At 52.4% G+C, this 20,503-nt stretch carries 18 protein-coding genes; 15 read left to right on the top strand and 3 right to left on the bottom strand.

Annotated elements, in window-relative coordinates; genetic code table 11:
• Window positions 1–38: 38 nt before the first annotated feature.
• The 3 genes from ACFPMF_RS21170 to ACFPMF_RS21160 all read right to left on the bottom strand — a co-directional run bounded on the left by ACFPMF_RS21170 (window position 39) and on the right by ACFPMF_RS21160 (window position 4,236).
• The gene (locus ACFPMF_RS21170) at window positions 39–2,306 is read right to left on the bottom strand and encodes an NADP-dependent malic enzyme (RefSeq protein ID WP_379848768.1); all 2,268 of its coding nucleotides are present in this window, start codon (window positions 2,304–2,306) and stop codon (window positions 39–41) included.
• A 223-nt stretch (window positions 2,307–2,529) separates the two neighbouring features.
• Window positions 2,530–2,781 carry a hypothetical protein gene (locus ACFPMF_RS21165; RefSeq protein ID WP_379848766.1) on the bottom strand — a complete coding sequence of 84 codons (252 nt, stop codon included), beginning with the start codon at window positions 2,779–2,781 and terminating at the stop codon, window positions 2,530–2,532.
• Between the two features lie 219 nt (window positions 2,782–3,000).
• Complete coding sequence (locus ACFPMF_RS21160) at window positions 3,001–4,236, bottom strand: MFS transporter (protein ID WP_379848764.1); 1,236 nt, start codon at window positions 4,234–4,236, stop codon at window positions 3,001–3,003.
• 270 nt (window positions 4,237–4,506) lie between these two features.
• Between ACFPMF_RS21160 and ACFPMF_RS21155 the strand changes: the two genes are divergently transcribed.
• From ACFPMF_RS21155 to ACFPMF_RS21085, 15 genes are all read left to right on the top strand, one after another.
• A complete protein-coding gene (locus ACFPMF_RS21155; protein WP_379848882.1) occupies window positions 4,507–5,643 on the top strand; it encodes a Gfo/Idh/MocA family protein in 1,137 nt (378 codons plus the stop codon).
• Between the two features lie 127 nt (window positions 5,644–5,770).
• A complete protein-coding gene (locus ACFPMF_RS21150) occupies window positions 5,771–6,916 on the top strand; it encodes a Gfo/Idh/MocA family protein (RefSeq protein WP_379848762.1) in 1,146 nt (381 codons plus the stop codon).
• A 22-nt stretch (window positions 6,917–6,938) separates the two neighbouring features.
• Entirely contained in the window at window positions 6,939–7,355 is a 417-nt protein-coding gene (locus tag ACFPMF_RS21145; RefSeq protein ID WP_379848760.1) for a four helix bundle protein, read from the top strand.
• A 73-nt stretch (window positions 7,356–7,428) separates the two neighbouring features.
• Entirely contained in the window at window positions 7,429–8,481 is a 1,053-nt protein-coding gene (locus ACFPMF_RS21140) for a sugar phosphate isomerase/epimerase family protein (RefSeq protein WP_379848758.1), read from the top strand.
• Window positions 8,482–8,668: 187 nt separating this feature from the next.
• Complete coding sequence (locus ACFPMF_RS21135; RefSeq protein WP_379848756.1) at window positions 8,669–8,872, top strand: hypothetical protein; 204 nt, start codon at window positions 8,669–8,671, stop codon at window positions 8,870–8,872.
• A gap of 259 nt (window positions 8,873–9,131) precedes the next feature.
• Window positions 9,132–9,743, top strand: a complete 612-nt coding sequence (locus tag ACFPMF_RS21130) for a Crp/Fnr family transcriptional regulator (RefSeq protein WP_379848754.1) — start codon at window positions 9,132–9,134, stop codon at window positions 9,741–9,743.
• A 57-nt stretch (window positions 9,744–9,800) separates the two neighbouring features.
• Entirely contained in the window at window positions 9,801–10,214 is a 414-nt protein-coding gene (locus ACFPMF_RS21125) for a DUF4267 domain-containing protein (protein ID WP_379848752.1), read from the top strand.
• A 197-nt stretch (window positions 10,215–10,411) separates the two neighbouring features.
• The gene (locus tag ACFPMF_RS21120) at window positions 10,412–10,765 is read left to right on the top strand and encodes a hypothetical protein (protein ID WP_379848750.1); all 354 of its coding nucleotides are present in this window, start codon (window positions 10,412–10,414) and stop codon (window positions 10,763–10,765) included.
• 17 nt (window positions 10,766–10,782) lie between these two features.
• A complete protein-coding gene (locus ACFPMF_RS21115; RefSeq protein WP_379848748.1) occupies window positions 10,783–11,418 on the top strand; it encodes a hypothetical protein in 636 nt (211 codons plus the stop codon).
• A gap of 171 nt (window positions 11,419–11,589) precedes the next feature.
• Window positions 11,590–12,327: a molybdate ABC transporter substrate-binding protein gene (gene modA / locus ACFPMF_RS21110; RefSeq protein WP_379848746.1), complete on the top strand. Its 738-nt coding sequence runs from the start codon at window positions 11,590–11,592 to the stop codon at window positions 12,325–12,327.
• The gene (gene modB / locus ACFPMF_RS21105) at window positions 12,324–12,995 is read left to right on the top strand and encodes a molybdate ABC transporter permease subunit (RefSeq protein WP_379848744.1); all 672 of its coding nucleotides are present in this window, start codon (window positions 12,324–12,326) and stop codon (window positions 12,993–12,995) included. Before modA ends, modB begins: the two co-directional genes overlap by 4 nt.
• Window positions 12,996–13,000: 5 nt before the next feature.
• The gene (locus ACFPMF_RS21100) at window positions 13,001–13,840 is read left to right on the top strand and encodes a sulfate/molybdate ABC transporter ATP-binding protein (RefSeq protein WP_379848742.1); all 840 of its coding nucleotides are present in this window, start codon (window positions 13,001–13,003) and stop codon (window positions 13,838–13,840) included.
• Window positions 13,841–14,402: 562 nt separating this feature from the next.
• Complete coding sequence (locus ACFPMF_RS21095; RefSeq protein ID WP_379848740.1) at window positions 14,403–15,239, top strand: MBL fold metallo-hydrolase; 837 nt, start codon at window positions 14,403–14,405, stop codon at window positions 15,237–15,239.
• Between the two features lie 60 nt (window positions 15,240–15,299).
• Window positions 15,300–16,067 (top strand): patatin-like phospholipase family protein, encoded by a 768-nt coding sequence (locus ACFPMF_RS21090; protein ID WP_379848738.1) that lies wholly within the window; start codon window positions 15,300–15,302, stop codon window positions 16,065–16,067.
• A gap of 559 nt (window positions 16,068–16,626) precedes the next feature.
• Complete coding sequence (locus ACFPMF_RS21085) at window positions 16,627–20,454, top strand: carbohydrate-binding protein (protein ID WP_379848736.1); 3,828 nt, start codon at window positions 16,627–16,629, stop codon at window positions 20,452–20,454.
• Window positions 20,455–20,503: the final 49 nt, after the last annotated feature.

The following is a 20,503-nucleotide window of genomic DNA, read 5'->3' as shown; positions in this document are numbered from 1 at the left end:
GAACTCATCTTCACTTTTAATTTTTAACTTTTAACGGATTACTTCCCTTGCGCTTCGACGACGGCGATGGCGACCATGTTGACGATTTCGCGCTCGGAGCTACCGAGCTGGAGAACGTAGACCGGTTTGCGCAGACCCAGCAGAATCGGGCCGATGGCGTCGAAACCGGCGGATTCGGCCATCAGGTTATACGCGATGTTCGAGGCCGACAGATTCGGGAAAATCAGCGTGTTAGCGCCTTCTTCTACCAGTTTACTGAACGGGTGGTTAATTTTCAGCAAGTCGGTATTGAAGGCCAGGTGGGCCTGGATTTCGCCGTCAACCACCATATCCGGGTGTTTACGTTGCAGGATTTCGACGGCCTGGTTCATTTTCTGCGCATCTTCGCCTTTCGCACTGCCGAAGTTGGAATACGTCACCAGCGCAATCCGGGGTTTGATGTTGAACCGCTCGACGGCGCGGGCCGTCAGTTCCGTAATTTCGACAATTTCATCCACGGTCGGATTGAAGTTTACCGTGGTGTCGGAGAAAAACAGCGGACCGCGTTTGGTGAGCAGGATGTACATCCCGGCCACTTTCTTTACCCCGGCTTCTTTTCCGATCACCTGCAAGGCCGGGCGGATCGTATCCGGGTAGTTGCGGGTCAGGCCCGAAATAACCGCATCGGCTTCACCCGCTTCGACCATCATTACCCCGAAATAATTCCGGTAGTACATCTGCTTGGTCGCTTCGGTGGCATTGACGCCTTTGCGCTTCCGTTTCTCGTAATAGAGTTCGCTGAATTTCTGAATCAGTTCTTCCTGCTCCGGAGCGCGCGGATCCAGAATCGGGACGTTGGCCAGATCCAGGTTATTTTCGGTGATCAAGGCACGAATCCGGCTGACTTCCCCCAGCAGAATTGGGAATGCAATGCCTTCATCCCGCACCTGTTGGGCGGCTTTCAGAACTTTGAGGTTTTCGGCGTCGGCAAAAACGACTCGTTTGGGGTTCGATTTGGCTTTATTCAGAATAACCCGCGAAATCTGGTTGTCTTGTCCTAACCGACGGGCCAGTTGGTGCTCGTAGGCTTCCCAGTCCGTAATCGGGTGTTTGGCTACGCCCGAGTCCATAGCCGCTTTTGCCACTGCCGGGGCAACGGTGCTCAACAACCGGGGATCAACCGGTTTGGGGATGATGTATTTGCGGCCGAACATCAGATTGGACTCGCCATACGCCAGATTGACCAGATCGGGAACGGATTTTTTCGCCAGATCGGCCAGGGCGTGAACCGCAGCCAGCTTCATAGCCTCGTTGATTTCAGTGGCCCGAACATCGAGGGCGCCCCGGAAAATGAACGGAAACCCGAGCACGTTATTGACCTGGTTGGGGTAGTCGGAACGACCCGTAGCCATGATAATGTCCGGACGGGCCGCCGTGGCATCCGGGTACGAAACTTCGGGGGTAGGATTCGCCATGGCAAACACAATGGCATCGTTGGCCATCGAGCGAACCATGTCCTGCGTAACGACATTGCCTTTCGATAACCCGATGAAGACGTCGGCATCCACCATCGCTTCGTCGAGTGTGCGGAGGTCACGGTTGGTAATAAACTGACTCTTGCGTTCGTCGAGATCCGTGCGGTCGGCGCGAATCACCCCTTTGCTGTCGCACATGACGAAGTTTTCAACCCGGGCACCCAGCGCAATGTATAGTTTTGAACAGGAAATGGCGGAGGCTCCGGCCCCGTTGACGACAATTTTAACGTCTTCGATTTTCTTGCCGACGAGTTGCAGCGCGTTCAGCAGGGCAGCCGCCGAAATGATGGCGGTTCCGTGCTGGTCGTCGTGCATGACCGGAATGTTGAGTTCGCGTTTGAGCCGCTCTTCGATTTCGAAGCATTCCGGTGCCTTGATATCTTCCAGGTTGACACCGCCGAAGGTGGGTTCCAGAATTTTGACGGTTCGCACAAACTCATCGACATTTTTCGTATTAAGTTCAATGTCAAAAACGTCAATGTCGGCGTAAATTTTAAACAAAAGTCCTTTCCCTTCCATCACCGGTTTTCCGGCTTCGGGGCCAATGTCACCCAGGCCCAGCACCGCACTTCCGTTGCTGATGACGGCCACCAGATTACCCTTGGCGGTATATTTATAGACATCTTCAATATTTTCGGCAATAGCCAGACAGGGTTCAGCCACGCCCGGCGAATAAGCCAGCGTCAGGTCGCGCTGGGTATTGTATTCTTTGGTTGGGATTACTTCAATTTTGCCCGGGCGCCCCTTGGCATGATACTCAAGGGCGTCCTCCCGGCGAATTTTCTTCTCCATAATAAATGTGTCAGGGATGATTAAATTGAACTAAAATGTCGGCGTCTGGATAAATGATGGTTCTTGTAGCGGCCACGAATCGGGGCGGTTTGAGCTTGGGGCGCTAAGGTAAGGAAAAAAATAGCTGCCCTTACCGATTAAAATAAGATGACCCGCTGTATGGCGGGTCATCGGAGAATCAGACGATTGGTAGTAAAAGGTATATCCAAATTAGACAGAGGGGTTAAAACCGGGATTTAACAACCGAAGCAGGGGATAATGATGGCGTCGTTTTGGCAAGCGACTGGTCGTTCATGGATGATCCCTGCGTCGGGAGGACCATCTGAACGGGACTACTTTTCGGCAGCACCTGCTCGTATTGAAACTTCCAAAAAGCCATTGCCGCAATCAGAACGGAAAGGACTGACAGCTGGATAATTTGCCAGCGCGACAATTTTAAGGTGGGCCATTCACGGGGCTGGGTTAAATGATTCATTGACAGTTAAGTACGGTTTAAGGCGTCTACTAAGCAGGGGAATGTTATGCGTTCGTTAGCAGGTTGTTAAGTTACGTACTCAAATATAAAAATTTCTTAAAATTAAAATGCTAAAAAATATGCTAAAAATATAAAAAAATAGTCGGCCTGAGTAAAATCCCAGGCCGACTTAAAGAAGTACTATTTCGTAATTTCCTCCGGAAGAGAAAACGTAAATGCTTAGTGCGCGTTGCGGGCTTTACGATTACGTACCCAGAACCACAGGAACGTGAAAGCAACGATCAGGATGATGGGAAATGACGTCATTTTAAGCAGGGTGGCCTGCCCGGCCGCCAGTTCCAGAGCTTCACCCGTTAAACCGGTAGCCTCCAGCTCGGCGCGGGCGCTATCGATCCAGCCACCGATGATGGGTTGGAAAATAGCCGTTGAGAACATCCCGACACCACCGACAATCGACATACCCAGCGCACCACTCAGCGGAATACGCTCGGCCACAAAACCGATCATGGTTGGCCAGAAGTAGCAAACCCCGATGGCGAAGAAAACAGCCGCAACGTAGGCACCCGCACCGGTTTGGCTGCTGAACAGGTAAATACCGATGGTGGCAAAAACCGCTGACCCCAGCAAGACCCCGGTTTGGTCAAGCCGATGGATGATCGGACCGGCAAAATAACGCCCGATGGCCATTAAACCGGTTACCAGCGCCAGAATCAGCATCGGGCTGGCACCGCTTTTCGCCATGATCAGACCGACCCACTGTTGCGGACCGAATTCGGAAATGGCGGTAAAGGCCATGCAGCAGAAAATAAAGATATAGAGCGGGGTAACCATGGCCTTGAAGTTTTTGGCCAGGGAGGTAGCCCCTTCAACCTGCGGTCTTGGAAAAGCTTGTCCGAAATACAGGAACACATAAATGAGCGTCGGAATCATGATGACCCAGATTTGCGCCTGCCAGCCGAAGCCATTATCCGTCATGAATTTGGAAATCAAACTGCCGAGTACGATACCGCCCGGGAACCACATATGGAACCGGCTCAGCATCTTGTTCATTTTTTCGCCCGTGTACATGTCCGCAATCATCGGGTTACAGGCCGCTTCCGTACACCCGTTTCCGAAACCGATAAAGAAGGTCGAAAACAGCAGACCGGTGTATCCACCGGCATAAATCGTCAGCAGGATTCCCAGCGTGTGGGCTAAAAACGCGACCTGCATGATGATTTTGGGGCCAACCGAGTGATAGACCAACCCACCAATAATCATGGAAATGGGGAAGCCGAAGAAGAACATGGAGTTGATAAATCCTAACTGCGTAGCCGTTAGGCCAAACTCGGTGCCCAACTGGGGCAGAATCCCGGCCCGGATACTGAACGAAAAAGCCGTGGTAATAAGGGCAAAGCAACTGGCATTGAATAGTCGGCTCTGGTTGACAGACGACGTCGCCATAACTGTCTCCATAAAGGTGATGTAGGGGGTTTAGTTGAAAAATTTTAGGTCAATACTAAGTTTTATTGAATGGAAATATACAAAATTTCCGAAAAATAAGTGAATCTGCTAATTTCCCGGTCAAAATCTTCGGATTTTAAATTTTCAAATTTTTTGTTGGAAAGTAGTAGGAACTGATTTTCTGAAACTTCCCTTTCAAAATCCAAACAATCTGGTCTGAAATCAACAATTCTAATTTAAACCTTCAGTTTTTTTATACATATGGCGCACAGAAAAATGCGGATGGGCATGATCGGCGGAAGCCTTGAAGCCTTCATTGGGGCCGTCCACCGCCGGGCTGCCGTTTTCGACGGGGAAATCGAACTGGTCTGTGGGGTATTTAGCTCCAATCCGGAAAAATCAAAGGCTACCGGACACGCTCTTTATCTTCCTGACGAGCGCGTTTATGGGAGTTTTGAGGAAATGATCCTGAAAGAAAAAGAATTGCCGGAAGGTGAACGGATGGATTTTGTGTCGATCGTGACGCCGAACCATATGCACTTCCCCCCGGCCAAACTGGCGCTGGAGAACGGGTTTCACGTGGTCTGCGATAAGCCGATGACGCTGAACCTGGCAGAGGCCAAAGAACTCGCCCGGCTGGTGAAAGAAACCGGAAAACTGTTCTGCCTGACGCACAACTACACCGGCTATCCGATGGTGAAAGAAGCCCGCGAAATGGTGCGCAGCGGTAAGTTGGGCAAACTCCGGAAAGTTGTCGTCGAATACCCGCAGGGCTGGCTCTCGACGCTGGAAGAAGCGACGAACTATAAACAGGCGATCTGGCGGACCGACCCGGCCCAGTCGGGCGCAGCGGGTTGTATGGGCGATATTGGAACCCATGCCGAAAACCTGGCCGAATACATAACCGGCCTGAAAATTACGGAGTTGTGCGCCGATCTGTCCATTTTCGTTCCCGGCCGGAAGCTGGACGACGATGGCAATGTACTCCTGCATTTTGAGGATGGAGTCAAAGGTGTACTGCATGCCAGCCAGATTGCCAATGGGGAAGAAAACAGCCTGAACATCCGGATTTACGGCGAACTCGGCGGATTGGAGTGGCACCAGATGGAACCGAATACGCTGATTTATAAATCGCAGGAAGGAAAACGGATTTTCCGGCCGGGCGTGGGCGATCTGTCGGCGGCTGCCAAAGCACACATCCGCGTTCCTTCGGGGCACCCCGAAGGCTTCTTCGAAGCCTTTGCCAACCTGTATCGGAATTTTGCCATTACCTTGCGCAGCGTCATGGAAGGCAAAGAACCGGACCCGATCTACGCCGATTTCCCATCCGCCGAAGACGGCGTTCGCGGATTGGCTTTTATCGATACCGTTCTTAAATCCAATCAGTCCAGCGAAAAGTGGACGAAGTTTGTGGACTAGTGACTGAAAGTAAAATTCGTTACACAGAGTTGATCAGAGGACATCAGAGTTATCAAAGTTTCTCTGATCAACTCTGTGTAATAACTCCTTTTTAACCTCTTTCAATATATTCTTTTAAATCTCACAAATGGAAAAAATCAAAGTTGGTGTAGTTGGTACGGGCTTTATTGGGCCGGCCCACATTGAAGCCCTGCGTCGGCTTCCGAACGTCGAAGTAGCGGCTTTATGCGAAGTGACGGCTGAACTGGCGAAACAAAAAGCCGATTCGCTCGGCATTGCCCGTTCCTACACCTTTGAAGAGTTACTCAAACAGGACGACATTCAGAGCATTCACATCTGTACGCCTAACTTCCTGCACTACTCGCAATCGAAAGCCGCTCTGGAAGCTGGCAAGCACGTGGTCTGCGAAAAACCGCTGGCCAAGGATCTGAAAGAAGCCGAAGAACTGGTAGAACTGGCGGCCAAAACCGGTCTGGTCAATGCCGTTCACTTCAACCTGCGGTATTACCCGCTGGCCCGGCAGATGAAAGTGATGCGGGAGAAAGGCGATTTGGGCGAGGTGTATTCCATTATCGGTTCGTATCTGCAGGACTGGCTGTTCTATGAAACCGACTACAACTGGCGGCTCGAGCCGGATAAGTCGGGTGATTCACGGGCCATTGCCGACATCGGGTCGCACCTGATGGACATCCTCGAGTACATCACCGGGTTGAAAACCGTAGCGGTGCTGGCCGATTTCAACACGATTCACAAAACCCGGAAAAAACCGCTCAAGGCCGTTGAAACGTATTCGGGTAAGATGCTGCAACCGGAAGATTACGCCGATGTACCCATCAACACCGAAGACCACGCCAACGTGTTGCTGCGGTTCGATAACGGGAACAAGGGGGTCATTACGGTTTCGCAGGTATCGGCGGGTCGGAAAAACCAGATGAAACTGGAAATCGCCGGATCGAAGAAAACCTTCGCCTGGAACTCGGAAGCCCCGAACGAAATGTGGATTGGAAACCGCGACGGGTATAACGAGAACCTGATGCGCGACCCGTCGCTGATGTATTCGGAGGCCCGGTCGGTCATTTCCTTCCCCGGCGGTCACAATGAAGGGTTCCCTGACACTTCCAAGCAGATGTTCAAGGAAGTATACGAAGCCATTGCGGCTGGAAAACAGCCCGAAAACCCCACCTTCCCGACCTTCGCCGACGGCTACCGCGAGTTGCTGATCTGCGAGCGGATTCTGGAATCCAACCGGAAGCAGGCGTGGGTTGAAGTATAAAGAGTGAAAGAGCGAAAGAGTGATGGACGACTTCAAGAGCGATGATCTGCTGAACGAACCCCTTATTGATTATACGAATCAAACCAAGGGGCAGTTTCTGGATGACCTTGAGCGACGGCTGAAAATGTTTATGCTCCGTTGCGTCAAGGTCTGTCGCTCTTTACCGACCGAGTTTGATGCTCAGCATTTTGGTCGCCAGCTCCTTCGCTCTTCATCGTCAGCGGCTGCAAATTTTCGGGCTGTCAGACGAAGCAGAAGCCAAAAAGAGTACTATGCTAAACTTAGCATTTCGCTTGAAGAACTGGATGAATCGCTCTTTTGGCTGGAAACCCTCAGTTTAACTGAAATCGTACCTGAACATCGGTTAGCCGAACTCAGTGATGAAGGTTATCAGCTTCTTAAAATTTTGTCAAAATCACGCAAAACAGTGAGCGACTGAAATAAAGAGTGAAAGAGCGAAAGAGTGAAAAATCACACTCTTTCACTCTTTCACTCTTTCGCTCTTTTAAACCATGAAAACCATCCAAGGCCCGGCCATTTTTCTGGCGCAGTTTCTGGGCGATACCGAACCGTTTAATTCCTTAGAGTCCATTGCCAAATACATGGCCGGACTCGGCTACAAAGGCATCCAGATTCCGACCTGGGATCCGCGGATGATTGATCTCAAGCAGGCGGCCGAAAGCGCGGGATACTGCGATGACCTGAAAGGCAAACTGAAAGACATCGGTGTCGAGATCACGGAGCTTTCGACCCACTTGCAGGGGCAGCTGGTGGCCGTTCACCCGGCCTACGGGGCCATGTTCGACGGTTTTGGTCCGGCGGAGCTGGCGGGTAAGCCGAAGGAGCAGCAGGAGTGGGCCGTGCAGCAGTTGAAGTGGGCGGCTAAAGCCAGCCAGAATTTGGGCCTGACTTCGCACGTGACCTTCTCGGGCGCCCTGCTGTGGCCCTTTGTGTATCCCTGGCCGCAACGGCCGGCGGGTCTGGTGACCACGGCGTTTCAGGAGCTGGCCAAGCGCTGGACGCCCATTCTGGACGCGTTTGACGAAGCCGGTGTGAACGTGGGCTACGAGCTGCACCCCGGCGAAGACCTGCACGACGGGATTACGTTCGAGATCTTCCTCGATCACGTCAACGGTCACCCGCGTGCCGGGATCAACTACGATCCGAGCCACTTCGTGCTGCAACAACTGGATTACCTGCAGTTCATCGACTTCTACCACGACCGGATTTACGCCTTTCACGTCAAGGATGCCGAGTTTAACCCGACGGGCAAACAGGGCGTATACGGCGGCTATCAGGGCTGGGTCGAGCGCGCGGGCCGCTTCCGTTCGCTGGGCGACGGTCAGGTCGATTTCGGCGGAATTTTCAGCAAGCTGTCGCAGTACGATTACGACGGCTGGGCGGTTCTGGAGTGGGAGTGCGCCATCAAACACCCCGAGCAGGGCGCGGCTGAGGGCGCTCCGTTTATCGAAAACCACATCATTCGTGTCACCGAGCGGGCGTTCGACGACTTTGCCGGAACGGGGGCCGATGAGGAGTTTAACAAGAAGGTATTAGGCCTGTAAAACCGTGCGGGGGAGTTGTTTCAACTTGCTTTTTGTCAAAGCGTTGGAACGACTTCCCCGCATTTTTTAAAACCGCCCCGGATTTTGACAGTTTAAAGCCGTGTAGGTCCGTTTGTCAAAAACCGGATGAATCGATCTCCGGTCCCTTTAACTTGAGGGACGATTTTACGCTTTAAACACGCAAAACATGGCAGGTCAGGGATCGGGCGGTAATGTATTGGCAGCCCTCTGTAGTTTCTTCATTCCGGGTTTGGGGCAGCTGCTGCAAGGGCGGTTGATGATGGCGGTTGTGCAGTTCGTGCTGGCGGGAGTCCTCTGGTTTTTCCTGCTCGGCTGGCTCATTCACCTCTGGTCGATTATTGATGCCGCACGGTTTGACCCGGGGAAATAAGAAGATTCCGAAACACAAGGCAAAAAGATAGTCTTTATTGGGTATACCTTTACAGGGAAGTAGCTGTAAGTTTTTGAAAGTCTGTCTATTATGTACCATGTTCTGCCGCCGTGGTTAACCCGCAAGCAGGGATAGGCGGTTTGGGATTCAATGCCCAGAAAACCGGTACTCAGGCCTGCGGGGATTGCTCAATTGGTGATTTTTTTGAATCAAGCCCGGCGGCAAGGCCAGCCGGAAAGAATTGAACACCGAAATAGGGATGAATGACTCGCTGGCTACTCTTCTTGAGAAGATAAGACTCATCGTACCCCTGCGTGAAACGGACATTACGCTGATCGGGACCCTGTTCCAGCCCTGGCATCTAAAAAAGGGAGCGTATTTTGTACAACCAGGTCAGGTTTGCCAACAGGTGGGGTTCATTCAGACAGGCTTGATGCGGTATTTTGTCAATCAGGATGGAGACGAAAAAATTTATAGCTTCGGTTTGGAAAACGACTTTGTCTGTGATTATGAAAGCTTTCTGTCGCAACGGCCCTGCCGACGGGCTGTTCAAGCCATTGAGGATGTATCCTTACTTGTGATCTCATCGGCTAACCTACTGCGGTTGTACGCTGAAGTGACGGATGGTGAACGCTTTGGCCGGATCGTCATCGAACAGATTTTTGTTAAAACGATCGGGCAGCTCGTCTCCCTGTATACGGATTCTCCCGAACGCCGTTACCAAACCTTTCTGGATGATTATCCCACCCTTTCGGCCCGGATCAACCAGTATCATATTGCCTCTTACGTGGGGGTTAAACCCCAGTCATTAAGCCGTATCCGGGCGCGGTGGGCGGGCAAGGATTATAACCGTATTTCTTCACCTGAGTGAATGCACGGGTGCCATCTGCTCATCAATTTTGTGCCATACTTTAAACCGCACAAGATTATGACAATGCAACGGATTGCTTCCCCGGTTAGGCTCACCAGCCTGTTGATTGGGTTCGGACTGCTCTTCATTGGTGGTCGTTTTTTGCTGGCTCCTGAAGCCGGAGAGGCCGGATTTGGCCTGCATTACCAGGAACCGAACTACGCTTTTCACTATATTAAAGGCACCCGGGACCTGTTCTCCGGATTGATTATTGTGCTGTTGGCCTGGTTTCATTACCGCAGACCCCTCTTGCTGACCTTCCTGTCCGGTTCCATTATACCCTTCGGCGATCTGCTCATTGTGTGGCATACCCCCGGAAGTAACCTGTGGGCCATGCTTATTCATGGCGGCACGGTTTTTACGCTTTGGCTACTCTGTTACTTTTTACGACCATCGACGGCTGAAAAAGAACCGCAACGAAGCCCGATCTGATAGCGGACCGCGCCCTGGTAGCCCGCCCGGGGCGTTGCAGCCCCTGTTCTAAATCTCCTTACAGAACCCGTAGGCCAGAAGCCAACCTATGGGTTCTGTGTTAGTTCATTGCCTTTAAATAAAAAGCACTAGTGGTCAATGGGTTATGAGTGGATAAGTAATAGATTGCAGGGTGTAAACTTAATGCTGACTAATTCATGGAAGAAGCCTTTGCCCCCGATTCTGGGCGATCTGCTCAGTTGTTTACGAAAGCCAAAGAGGTATTGCTGGAATTGTTCAATACACCTGAAGAAATGGTTATTTCCAATCAGTCGTTACGTGAACTGATCAGCGGCTTTTCCTCCAGACTGGAACGGGCCTTTCAGGATGGAACGGAAGAGGACTTGTTGCAATTTTGGCAAAACGAACTCCCTAAAGCCAAAAAGCGATTGTTGAACGAAGCCAAACGTGATCCGATTCGGTTAGCAGACAACCGGACGTTGCCTCTTTTGTCCGAGAACAAGGCGGGGAACTTCCTGCGCATGTGTCCGGATGCCCCTGAACCGTTTTAAAACGCCGAGGCCATACGATGACTGCTCCTGACACGGTAACGCCGGAACTTCATTTGCCTGCTTCGCTAGGCTGGTATCGGGAAGCGGCTAACTGGCTGGTTGGGTTGGCCACCGCTTCTATTGTCTTCGGGATCACTAACCTGGAAAAATTCTCGTATACACCGTTTGCCTCCTGGTTATACGGGCTAATGCTGCTGGCCTTTTTAGTGACGACGGTGAGTGGAATCTTCTTCTATTTTTTTATTACCGACTACGCACACAATTATTTAAGAAGGGAGAAGTATGCTTCCTTGTACAACAACGCGAGTGCTACACCTGAGCAGAAGCAGACCTACGAACAGGAGTGCACGGTAAGTAAGAAAAAAGCCGATTCATCGGCTCAAAGCTATGCCTTTTACTTTCGCATCATGCTTCCCTCCTTCTCAATAGGGGTATGTTTAGCCGCTGGGCTGGCCCTGACTACGCTGCTCATTCAGGAGAAGAAACAAACACCCGGTTTCAAAGTAGTGGCCATTCCAATTACTCCTCTAACTCCGCAAGGTGCCCTGATGATCGACGAAACAACGGGTAAAAGCTGGGTGCTTCAAGCTGATACCACTAGCCAGTTGCGGTGGCGGATGGTAGAAGAGCCCGTCAGCGTTCAAACTCCCTGATGGGTGAAGGGCGCTCTTCAAACACGAACGGGCCAAGACCCTTTCGGCATTTCGGTCCCTCCAGAACGATGGCAACAGCCAGTCGTTAGATCAACAAGGTATAGCGATGCTGCAACTTCTCATTCATTTTTTCAAGAACTCGTTATATTTGGAAAACCATAACGAATTCTTATGCGCCAGTGGCTTGTTCTGCTGTTACTTGCGGTCAGCGGTCCGGTTTCAGCCCAGGAAATCCGGGTGGCCGTAGCGGCCAATGCCCAGTTTGTGATGGAAAAACTGAAAACCGGGTTTGAAACGAAAACCGGTCAGAAAATTGAAACGATCGTCAGCTCGTCGGGCAAACTGACAGCCCAGATAAAAAGCGGTGCTCCATTCGATGTCTTTCTATCGGCGGACATGACGTATCCCGCAGCGGTCGATCAGGCGGGTCTGGCCGCTACCAGGCCCCGGGTCTACGCCTACGGCCTGCTGGTGCTCTGGACCAAAGCGGGCTTCGATCCGGGCAGGGGGCTCGGCATTTTGAGTGATAGCCGGATTCAGAAAATTGCCGTGGCAAATCCCAAACTGGCTCCGTATGGCGCCACCGTCATCGAAGTTCTTACGCAACAAAACCGGCTCACGGCGCTGCAACCGAAGATTGTCTACGGCGAAAGCATTGCGCAGGTCAATCAGTATTTGATTTCGGGCGCGGTCGAAGCCGGTTTTACGGCCAAATCGGTCGTGCTGGAACCTTCCCTGCGCGGGAAAGGCCGCTGGGCGGAGGTGAAAGGAGCAGCTCCGATTGCGCAGGGCGTGGTGCTGCTTAAAAACGCCCGACCCGACGCCCGAACGTTCTACGACTATTTATTTTTGGCCGAAGCCCAGGCTATTTTCCGGCAATACGGTTACCAACTGCCCGCCCGCCCATGACCGATTTCGACTGGCAACCGCTCCTGCTGACGCTCCGGCTGGCCACAATTACCACCCTTTGGCTGCTCCTGATCGGAATTCCGATGGCGGGTTGGCTGGCATTCAGCCGGTTTCGGACCAAACCGGTCGTCGAAGCGGTGATCAGTCTGCCGCTGGTGCTGCCGCCCTCCGTACTCGGTTTTTACTTTCTGCTGGCGTTCAGTCCGACCGGCTTTCTGGGCGAAAAGCTGCTGGCCTGGTTCGATTGGCGGCTGTTGTTTACCTTTGAAGGACTGGTGGTAGCCTCCATTTTCTATAGCCTGCCGTTTATGGTGCACCCGCTTCAGGCCGGTTTGGAGAACCTGCCGGTTTCGCTCCGGGAAGCCTCGTATACCCTCGGGAAATCGCGCCGGGAGACATTTTTCCGGGTTTTATTACCCAACATAAAACCGTCTCTGCTCACAGGTGTGGTGTTGTCGTTTGCGCATACGATCGGGGAGTTCGGGCTGGTGCTGATGATCGGCGGCAACCTGCCGGGGCAGACGCGCGTAGCCTCCGTAGCGATTTACGATGAGGTTGAATTGCTCCATTACGATACGGCCAATGCCTACGCCCTGTTGTTGTTAGCCATCTCCTTTGGTATTTTGCTGGCGGTTTACGCCATCAACAAACGCTGGGTAGCCTTCTGATGTCTATGCTCCAGCTACGCGCCCGGATGATGCTTCACTTTGCCAATGGCCCGGCTCCGCTCCATGTTGAGGTTGAATTAAAAACCGGTAGCCTGACGGGGCTTTTCGGTCCTTCGGGCGCCGGCAAGACGACCTTGCTGCGCATTCTGGCCGGCTTGACCAAACCCGAGCAGGGATTGATCCAGATCGAAAACCAGCTTTGGCTGGATACGGAAAAGCGAATCGATCTGCCCACGCAGCAGCGAAAAGTCGGGATGGTTTTTCAGGATGCCGCGCTTTTTCCTAATATGACTGTACGGCAAAATGTGCAGTATGCGGCCCAAAACCGCCGGGACCCGATTGTGGACGAATTGCTGGAACTGGTTGGATTGACGAGTCTGGCCGACCGAAAACCGGCCACCCTTTCGGGCGGGCAGCGGCAACGCGTGGCCTTGATCCGGGCACTGGCGCGTCGTCCGCAGGTGCTGCTGCTGGATGAACCCTTTTCGGCGCTGGACCGGAACACCCGCGATCATTTACTGGCCGAACTGGTGAATTTACACCGTCGTTTTGGGACCACCACTGTGCTGGTAAGTCATCAGCTGGACGAAATACAACGCGTCGCGGATCAGGTGATCGAACTGAAACAGGGACAACTCTATTCCGTCGGAAAAACGAACCGTTTTTCCTCAGTATCCTCAAAATACGTGTCTGGTAATGTGACTTCCATCCGGGTGGAAGCCGGCCGGGCGCAGGTCCAGGTCCGGCTGGATGCGGCTATACTGGCGGTAGAAATACCGGTGGATGCATTGAAATGGCGGGTGGGTGATGCGGTTTCGGTAGCCATCGATCCGGATAGCCTGTAAAAGAAAAATCCCCGAAAGTACGGGGATTTTTGCTACCATTTTTCTCTGTCCTACCTACCTTACTCCGTTAAGAGTAAGGCTAAAAAAAAAGATCAGTATAACCATTTCAGATCACTGAGCCGGCCAGCCGTCTACAGGAAATGAAACCTCTATACCGGACTTTCCGATTGATCACTTATTTGCAAGCGAATTTCTATATATCATTGAATCCATGATTCCGGTGAGGAAGAACTTCAAAAGGTGCAACTTTGCACCTTATAAATTCACAGGAATAAAGGATGATATTGTCGAGTGTAAAAAAACAAATACCTCAACGACACGACGAGCCCGAAACGGGCCGTACGGCAGGAGAATTCATTATGTTCATACACGTCAAGTATCTAAAACCTAGACCAAAGGTAACTATTTTGTCTGGTAAATGCAAGCCGATTTTGAGTTTTTTATAAAATACACCCTGGTTTTGCGCGTCTTTTTAAGGATCATTTTTTGGTTTTAAAGACATTCTTATATCTTGGCGGCCGCAGGCAAGCGCCTGATTCGTGCGTTTTTTGTTTATGCAACTATGACTCTACAAACGATCGATACCGGTTTTTTTAAGTTGGATGGCGGAGCTATGTTCGGTGTCGTGCCCAAAACGCTCTGGAATAAATTTAATCCGGCCGATGAACGTAATCTTTGTACCTGGGCGATGCGCTGCCTGTTGGTTGAAGACGGGAATCGATTGCTGTTGGTCGACACGGGAATGGGCGATAAGCAGGAGGCCCGGTTTTTTAGTTTCTACGAACCGCACGGTGAGGCTTCGCTGGTGACATCCCTTCATCAGGCCGGGTATTCCGAAACGGACGTTACCGACGTGCTGCTGACCCACCTGCATTTCGACCACGTGGGCGGAGCCGTTCGGCGGACGAATGGTGGCTTACGGCCGACTTTCCCGGCGGCTACCTACTGGAGTCATAGCGCGCACTGGCAGTGGGCGATGCATCCGAATCCTCGTGAAAAAGCGTCGTTTCTGAAGGAAAATATCGAGCCGATTCAGGAGAGTGGGCAATTGCGGTTTCTGGACCAGGATTCCTTCCCGTTTTCCGGGATTCAACTTCTGCCGGTCGATGGGCATACCGAGAAAATGACCCTGCCCATCCTGAAGGTGGGCGAGCGGACGGTCGCGTACGTGGCTGACCTGATTCCGTCATCGGCGCATATTCCGTTGGCCTGGGTGATGAGTTACGATGTTCGTCCGCTGCAGGCCATCGAAGAAAAAGCCCGGTTGTTGCAGCAGGCAGCCGATGAAAACTGGGTTCTGGTGTTCGAACATGATCCGGTGGTGGAAGCGGCCACGGTCGAAATGACCGAAAAAGGTATTCGGATTCGTGACAAAGGACCGCTTGCTTCGTTAATATAGTAAATCGATGATGCCGCCGATCCGTCGGAATGCCGGCTTGGCTTCGTTTCCTTTTTTGCGATGAAATTCGGATTGGTTTTGTCCGGGGGCGGAGCCCGCGGAATCGCTCACTTGGGCGTTTTGAAAGGGCTGCTGGAAGAAGGTTTTGGGTTCAGCCAGCTTGCGGGCACCAGCGCGGGGGCCATTGTTGGGGCGCTGTTTGCCAATGGTTATACGCCCGATGAGATCCTGGAAATTATCGAAACGACGCCGTTCTACCGCCACATTCGTCCGGCCTTTACCCGTATGGGGCTGCTGCGGATCGATCGGGCGGAGGAACTGTACCGGCAGTTGTTGCCCCACGATAGTTTCGAAGCACTCCGAATTCCGATGCATGTCGTGGCTACGAATCTGACCGATGGCGTACTGGCGGTTTTCGATTCTGGTGAATTGGTTCGCCCGGTGTTGGCGTCCTGTTGTCTGCCCGGCATTTTCGAACCTTATATGATCAATAAGCGGCAATACGTGGACGGCGCGGTTTTGAATAACATGCCGGTGGAAGTGGTAGCCGATAAAGTAGACTTTATTGTCGGCATTCATTGCAATCCGTTTACAACCCAGAAGCCGATTACGTCGATCAAAGGGGTGCTGGAGCGGAGTCTGGTGCTGGCGGTGCGGAGCAAAACCAAAGAGCGGCTGGCCCAGTGCCACCTGCTGCTCGAACCCCCCGAACTCAGCCGTTTTGATGTCTTCGACTGGCGACGCGCCCGGGAGCTTTTCCGGGTTGGATATCAGTATACACAATCTCTCAAACCGCAACTCGCCAGGGTGATCGAATCGGCTTTATAAAAAACCGGTCGGGCGGTGCTAAAACGGCGCCGTATGTCTGGTTAACTGTGTCTGGTATTAGCCTGGAATGGGTAGCCAGTGCCCGGGTTATTACTTATTGGGTCGGAGAAAGGGCTTCCTCTACAACTAAACCGTTGAATCACATTTTTCAGATTAGCGATACGGTAAACTACTCGCTTATTTTCCCAGTTCTGCTACCGATTTTGGTAGAATAGCAGGCTGAGATAGAACGACTTTTCTATCGGTAAAAAAAAGTTTGACGAATCGAAAAATATTTTGAGAATGACGGCAGAAATAATTTACCATTCCTGGTTTTGGGCTTTCAGAAACTGTCCGTAAGAAGTTACAAATTATTCGGTCGCACTACTTAGGAATGGCAGAAATATTTTCCTGTCTGTTAATTATGCAATAGAATTGACGAAAAAAAAGCGTGCAACTATATTATTAATTATAGGTTATATTTGAAAACGCAACCTTAGTTAATCCGTTCTTCCCTGGCCCTTCCATTCCCTGCCATTTGAAAATAACAATTTCATACCACTGCGTTTTATACTATTTTATGAAAAAAACTTTACTGTCATTTCTCTGTTTTCTCATTTCCATCGCCCTTTTTGCACAGACCGAAGAACGAGTTCGCTTTGTCTCCGTAACGCCCAGCGAAGAAACCGGGCAGGATTATTCGCCCTGGCTCAACGATAATACGGATAGCCTGGTGGCCCAGGCCTGGACGGGTAATTTCAAATGGGTCGATGTAACCCTGAAACTGGAAAAGAAAGCCATTCTGACCCGTCTTTCCCTCTTCGATGGGGAAGGCTGGTTTACCGAACAACCCGCATCCATTTACGCCGTTAACGGGACCGAAAAAATTCTGCTGGGAACGTTTGAAGGACCTACCTACATGACCTGGCTTGACATGCCGCTGGCGCAGCCAGTCTATGCCGATGCGATTGTCATTCATAAATACAGCAACAACATTCCCCAGAAAATCAAGGCATTTGGATATCCGGTTTCGGCCATGTCGGCCTTTACGCCCGTTCCGGGGAAAATCGAAGCCGAAAATTATGCCGCCATGAACGGCATCCAGACCGAAAATACCGCCGACACCGGCGGTGGTTTGAACGTGGGCTGGATCGACGATAATGACTGGCTGGACTACCACATCAATGTAACGACGGCCGGAATCTACACCTTTAAATTTCGGATTGCCAACGGGTGGGGCAACGGCCAGATTGAGCTGAAAACGTATAATGGCACGGTTTTAAGTACGCTCAGTGTCCCGCAAACCGGTGGTTTGCAGGGCTGGCAAACCATCTTTACGACCGCCCACCTGAATGCGGGTGAGCAGATTGTACGCGTGCGGGCCGTAGCCGGGAACTGGAATTTTAACTGGTTTGAGGTTGAAGGAGCGACGCCGGTGCCGGGTAAAGTCGAAGCGGAAAACTACGCCGGAATGAACGGCGTGTTGACGGAAAGTACGACGGATACCGGTGGCGGCCTGAGTGTGGGCTGGATCAGCGATAACGACTGGATGGACTATAACCTGAACGTGGCGTCGGCCGGAACGTATGCGTTCAGTTTTCGGGTGGCCAAGCAGTGGGGGGAAGGCGAAATTGAACTCCGCAATGCGGCCGGAACGGTTTTAGCCACGGTGGAGGTGCCGATAACGGGTGGCTGGCAAAACTGGACCACCGTGAGCGGAACGGCCACCTTACCCGCCGGAAACCAGGTGTTGCGGGTCCATGTGGTCAGAGGTGACTGGAATTTTAACTGGTTTGAGGTTCAGCCAACGACCCCAACGACGCCGACCACGGCTCCCTCCGTAATTACCTTCGCGGCTTTGTCGGACAAAACCGTGGGCGATGCGCCGTTTACCCTGGTGGCCAGCAGCACCAACACCGAAACCGCCATTACGTTTGCGTCGTCCAATGCGTCGGTGGTGTCGGTTTCCAATGCAACCGGTTCGTGGAAAGCCACGGTGGTTGGCGCGGGAACGGCTACGATCACGGCTTCCCAAACCGGTAATACAAATTTTGCCGCGGCTGACAATGTGACCCGTACGATTGTCGTCCATGCCGCTGAAACCCCGCCAACGTCGTCTACGGCGGTTAAAATTCCCATCGAAGCCAAGCGATGGTACCAGCTCAACAACGTCAGCAATGGGCTGGAAGGGCTGTTTGACGGGAATACCGCCAACGAAGTGAATACCGGTTATGGCAAAGTTCTGAGCAATTTCGACGCCTATTATCCGCTGCTGCCGGGTGAAACGATGACCATCGAAAGCGTTAAGTTTTACGATGGTTCCGGAACGATGAGTGACAGTCCGATGACCCTGTCGATTATCACCGATCAGTGGGAGCGGATTCCGATTGCGACCTTTACCGGACAGGAGTACAACAACTGGGTGGGGCCGTATCCGAGCCGCCCAACAACCGGCGACGCCCGGTTTAAACTGGATACCGCGATCAGCAACGCCCGTTATCTGGTCTTGAATGCCTGGTGGGGCTATCCGACGGAAATGGAACTCTACGGAAGTTACACCCCGACGACGGTGCCAAACACCCCGATTCCGCAGAAAACGATCAAACTGAAAGACATGTTCGGTGCCAACGCCTTCGAATGGGATTTCATCGATGGCCGGATTCCGGACGTGATCGACGAAACGCGGATGAATGCCGTCAAGACCTTCCGGGGCATTCGGCACTACATCGACTGGGAAAAACTGGAAGCCAACGAAGGCCTGTACACCTATAACCCGACGCATAGCGGGGGCTGGAATTATGACGCCATTTACGAACGGTGCAAAACCGAGGGCATCGAGGTGCTGGCCTGTCTGAAAACACTGCCCGGCTGGATGCTGGCGACCTATCCCGAAGATCAGCGGGATTCGGAAAATGTACCGGTTCGGTACGGAAGTGATTTTACCAATCCGAATTCCTACATCGATCAGGCCAAGGTGGCGTTTCAGTATGTTGCCCGGTACGGATCCAATCCGAATGTTAACCCGGCATTGGTGACGGTCAACCCCGCCCAGCGGTGGACCGGCGACGGCATCAATACCGTCAAAATTGGCCTGGGGTTGATTAAATACATCGAGTGCGACAACGAGCGCGATAAATGGTGGAAAGGCCGGAAAGGCTACCAGACCGCCCGGGAATATGCCGCCAACCTGTCGGCTTTTTACGATGGTCACAAAAACACGATGGGCGCGGGCGTGGGCGTTAAAAATGCCGATCCGACGATCAAAGTTGTGATTGGGGGGATGGCGTCGGCCTATGCCGGAACCGACTACCTGCGGGGAATGATCGACTGGTGCCGGGAGTTTCGCGGGTACAAACCCGACGGAACGGTTAATCTCTGCTGGGATGTGATCAATTACCACCTGTATCCGGATAATTCCAACTCCTCGCAAAGCGGACTGTCGACGCGCGGGGCGGCCCCGGAAGTTTCCTCGGCGGTGAATGTGGTGCAGCAATTCATCGAAACCGCTCATAAATATGCCTACGATATGCCGGTTTGGGTAACCGAAACCGGGTACGACGCCAACCAGGGAAGCCCGCTGAAAGCCATCCCGATCGGTAACAAAAACGAGTATCAGACCCAGGCCGACTGGATTCTGCGGACGGCCTTGTTCTACGCACGGTCGGGGGTGGAGCGGATTTTCTTCTACCAGATGTACGATGACAACTTCCTGAATCCCACGCAGTTTGGTTCGTCGGGCTTGATCAACCAGAATTTTACGCGCAAACCGGCCGCCGATTTTATCTTTCAGGCCAACAAGTTGCTGGGGGAATATACCTACAAGCAGACGATCAGCACCAACCCGATCGTGGATCGGTACGAATACCAGGGTAAGTCGGCCTACGTGCTGGTGGTGCCCGACGAGGTGGGCCGGACGGCGCAGTATACGCTGGATCTGGGGACGGCGACATACGCTAAGGTGTACACCCCGAAAGTCGCCAGCGATACCGCCGATGTGCAGACGCTGAATACCTCGGCCGGCAAACTGACGCTGACGGTTACGGAAACCCCCATTTTTGTCATTGCCTCCGATCAGGTGGTTACATCGTCAACCTCCACGACGGCCACGGCCCGGCTGGGAACTGCCGAGCTGGGGGGGCAATCGCTGCACGAAACCGTTCGGGTCTATCCGAATCCGTCGGTCGATCACGTGACCGTCGACCTGGAAAATGATAATAATCAGCCAGTGGAAATCAACCTGTTCAACGCCAGCCTGGGGACCTTGCACAAGCAGGTGAATACGGGGAAAGCGTCCCGAACGTATTCGGAAAAAATCAATATCTCCGCCTTGCCCGCCGGGATGTATATTCTCGAAGTGAAGCAGGGCAATGACCGGGCCTTCCGGAAAGTGCTCAAGGCCGATAAATAACCAGGACTGAAGACCAAAAAGGCTTTCAACCCACGGGTTGAAAGCCTTT

Origin of the sequence: Larkinella bovis (assembly GCF_042655385.1) — a bacterium.
In the GTDB taxonomy this organism is placed as follows: Bacteria; Bacteroidota; Bacteroidia; order Cytophagales; family Spirosomataceae; genus Larkinella; species Larkinella bovis.
This window is presented reverse-complemented; position numbering and strand designations above follow the sequence as displayed.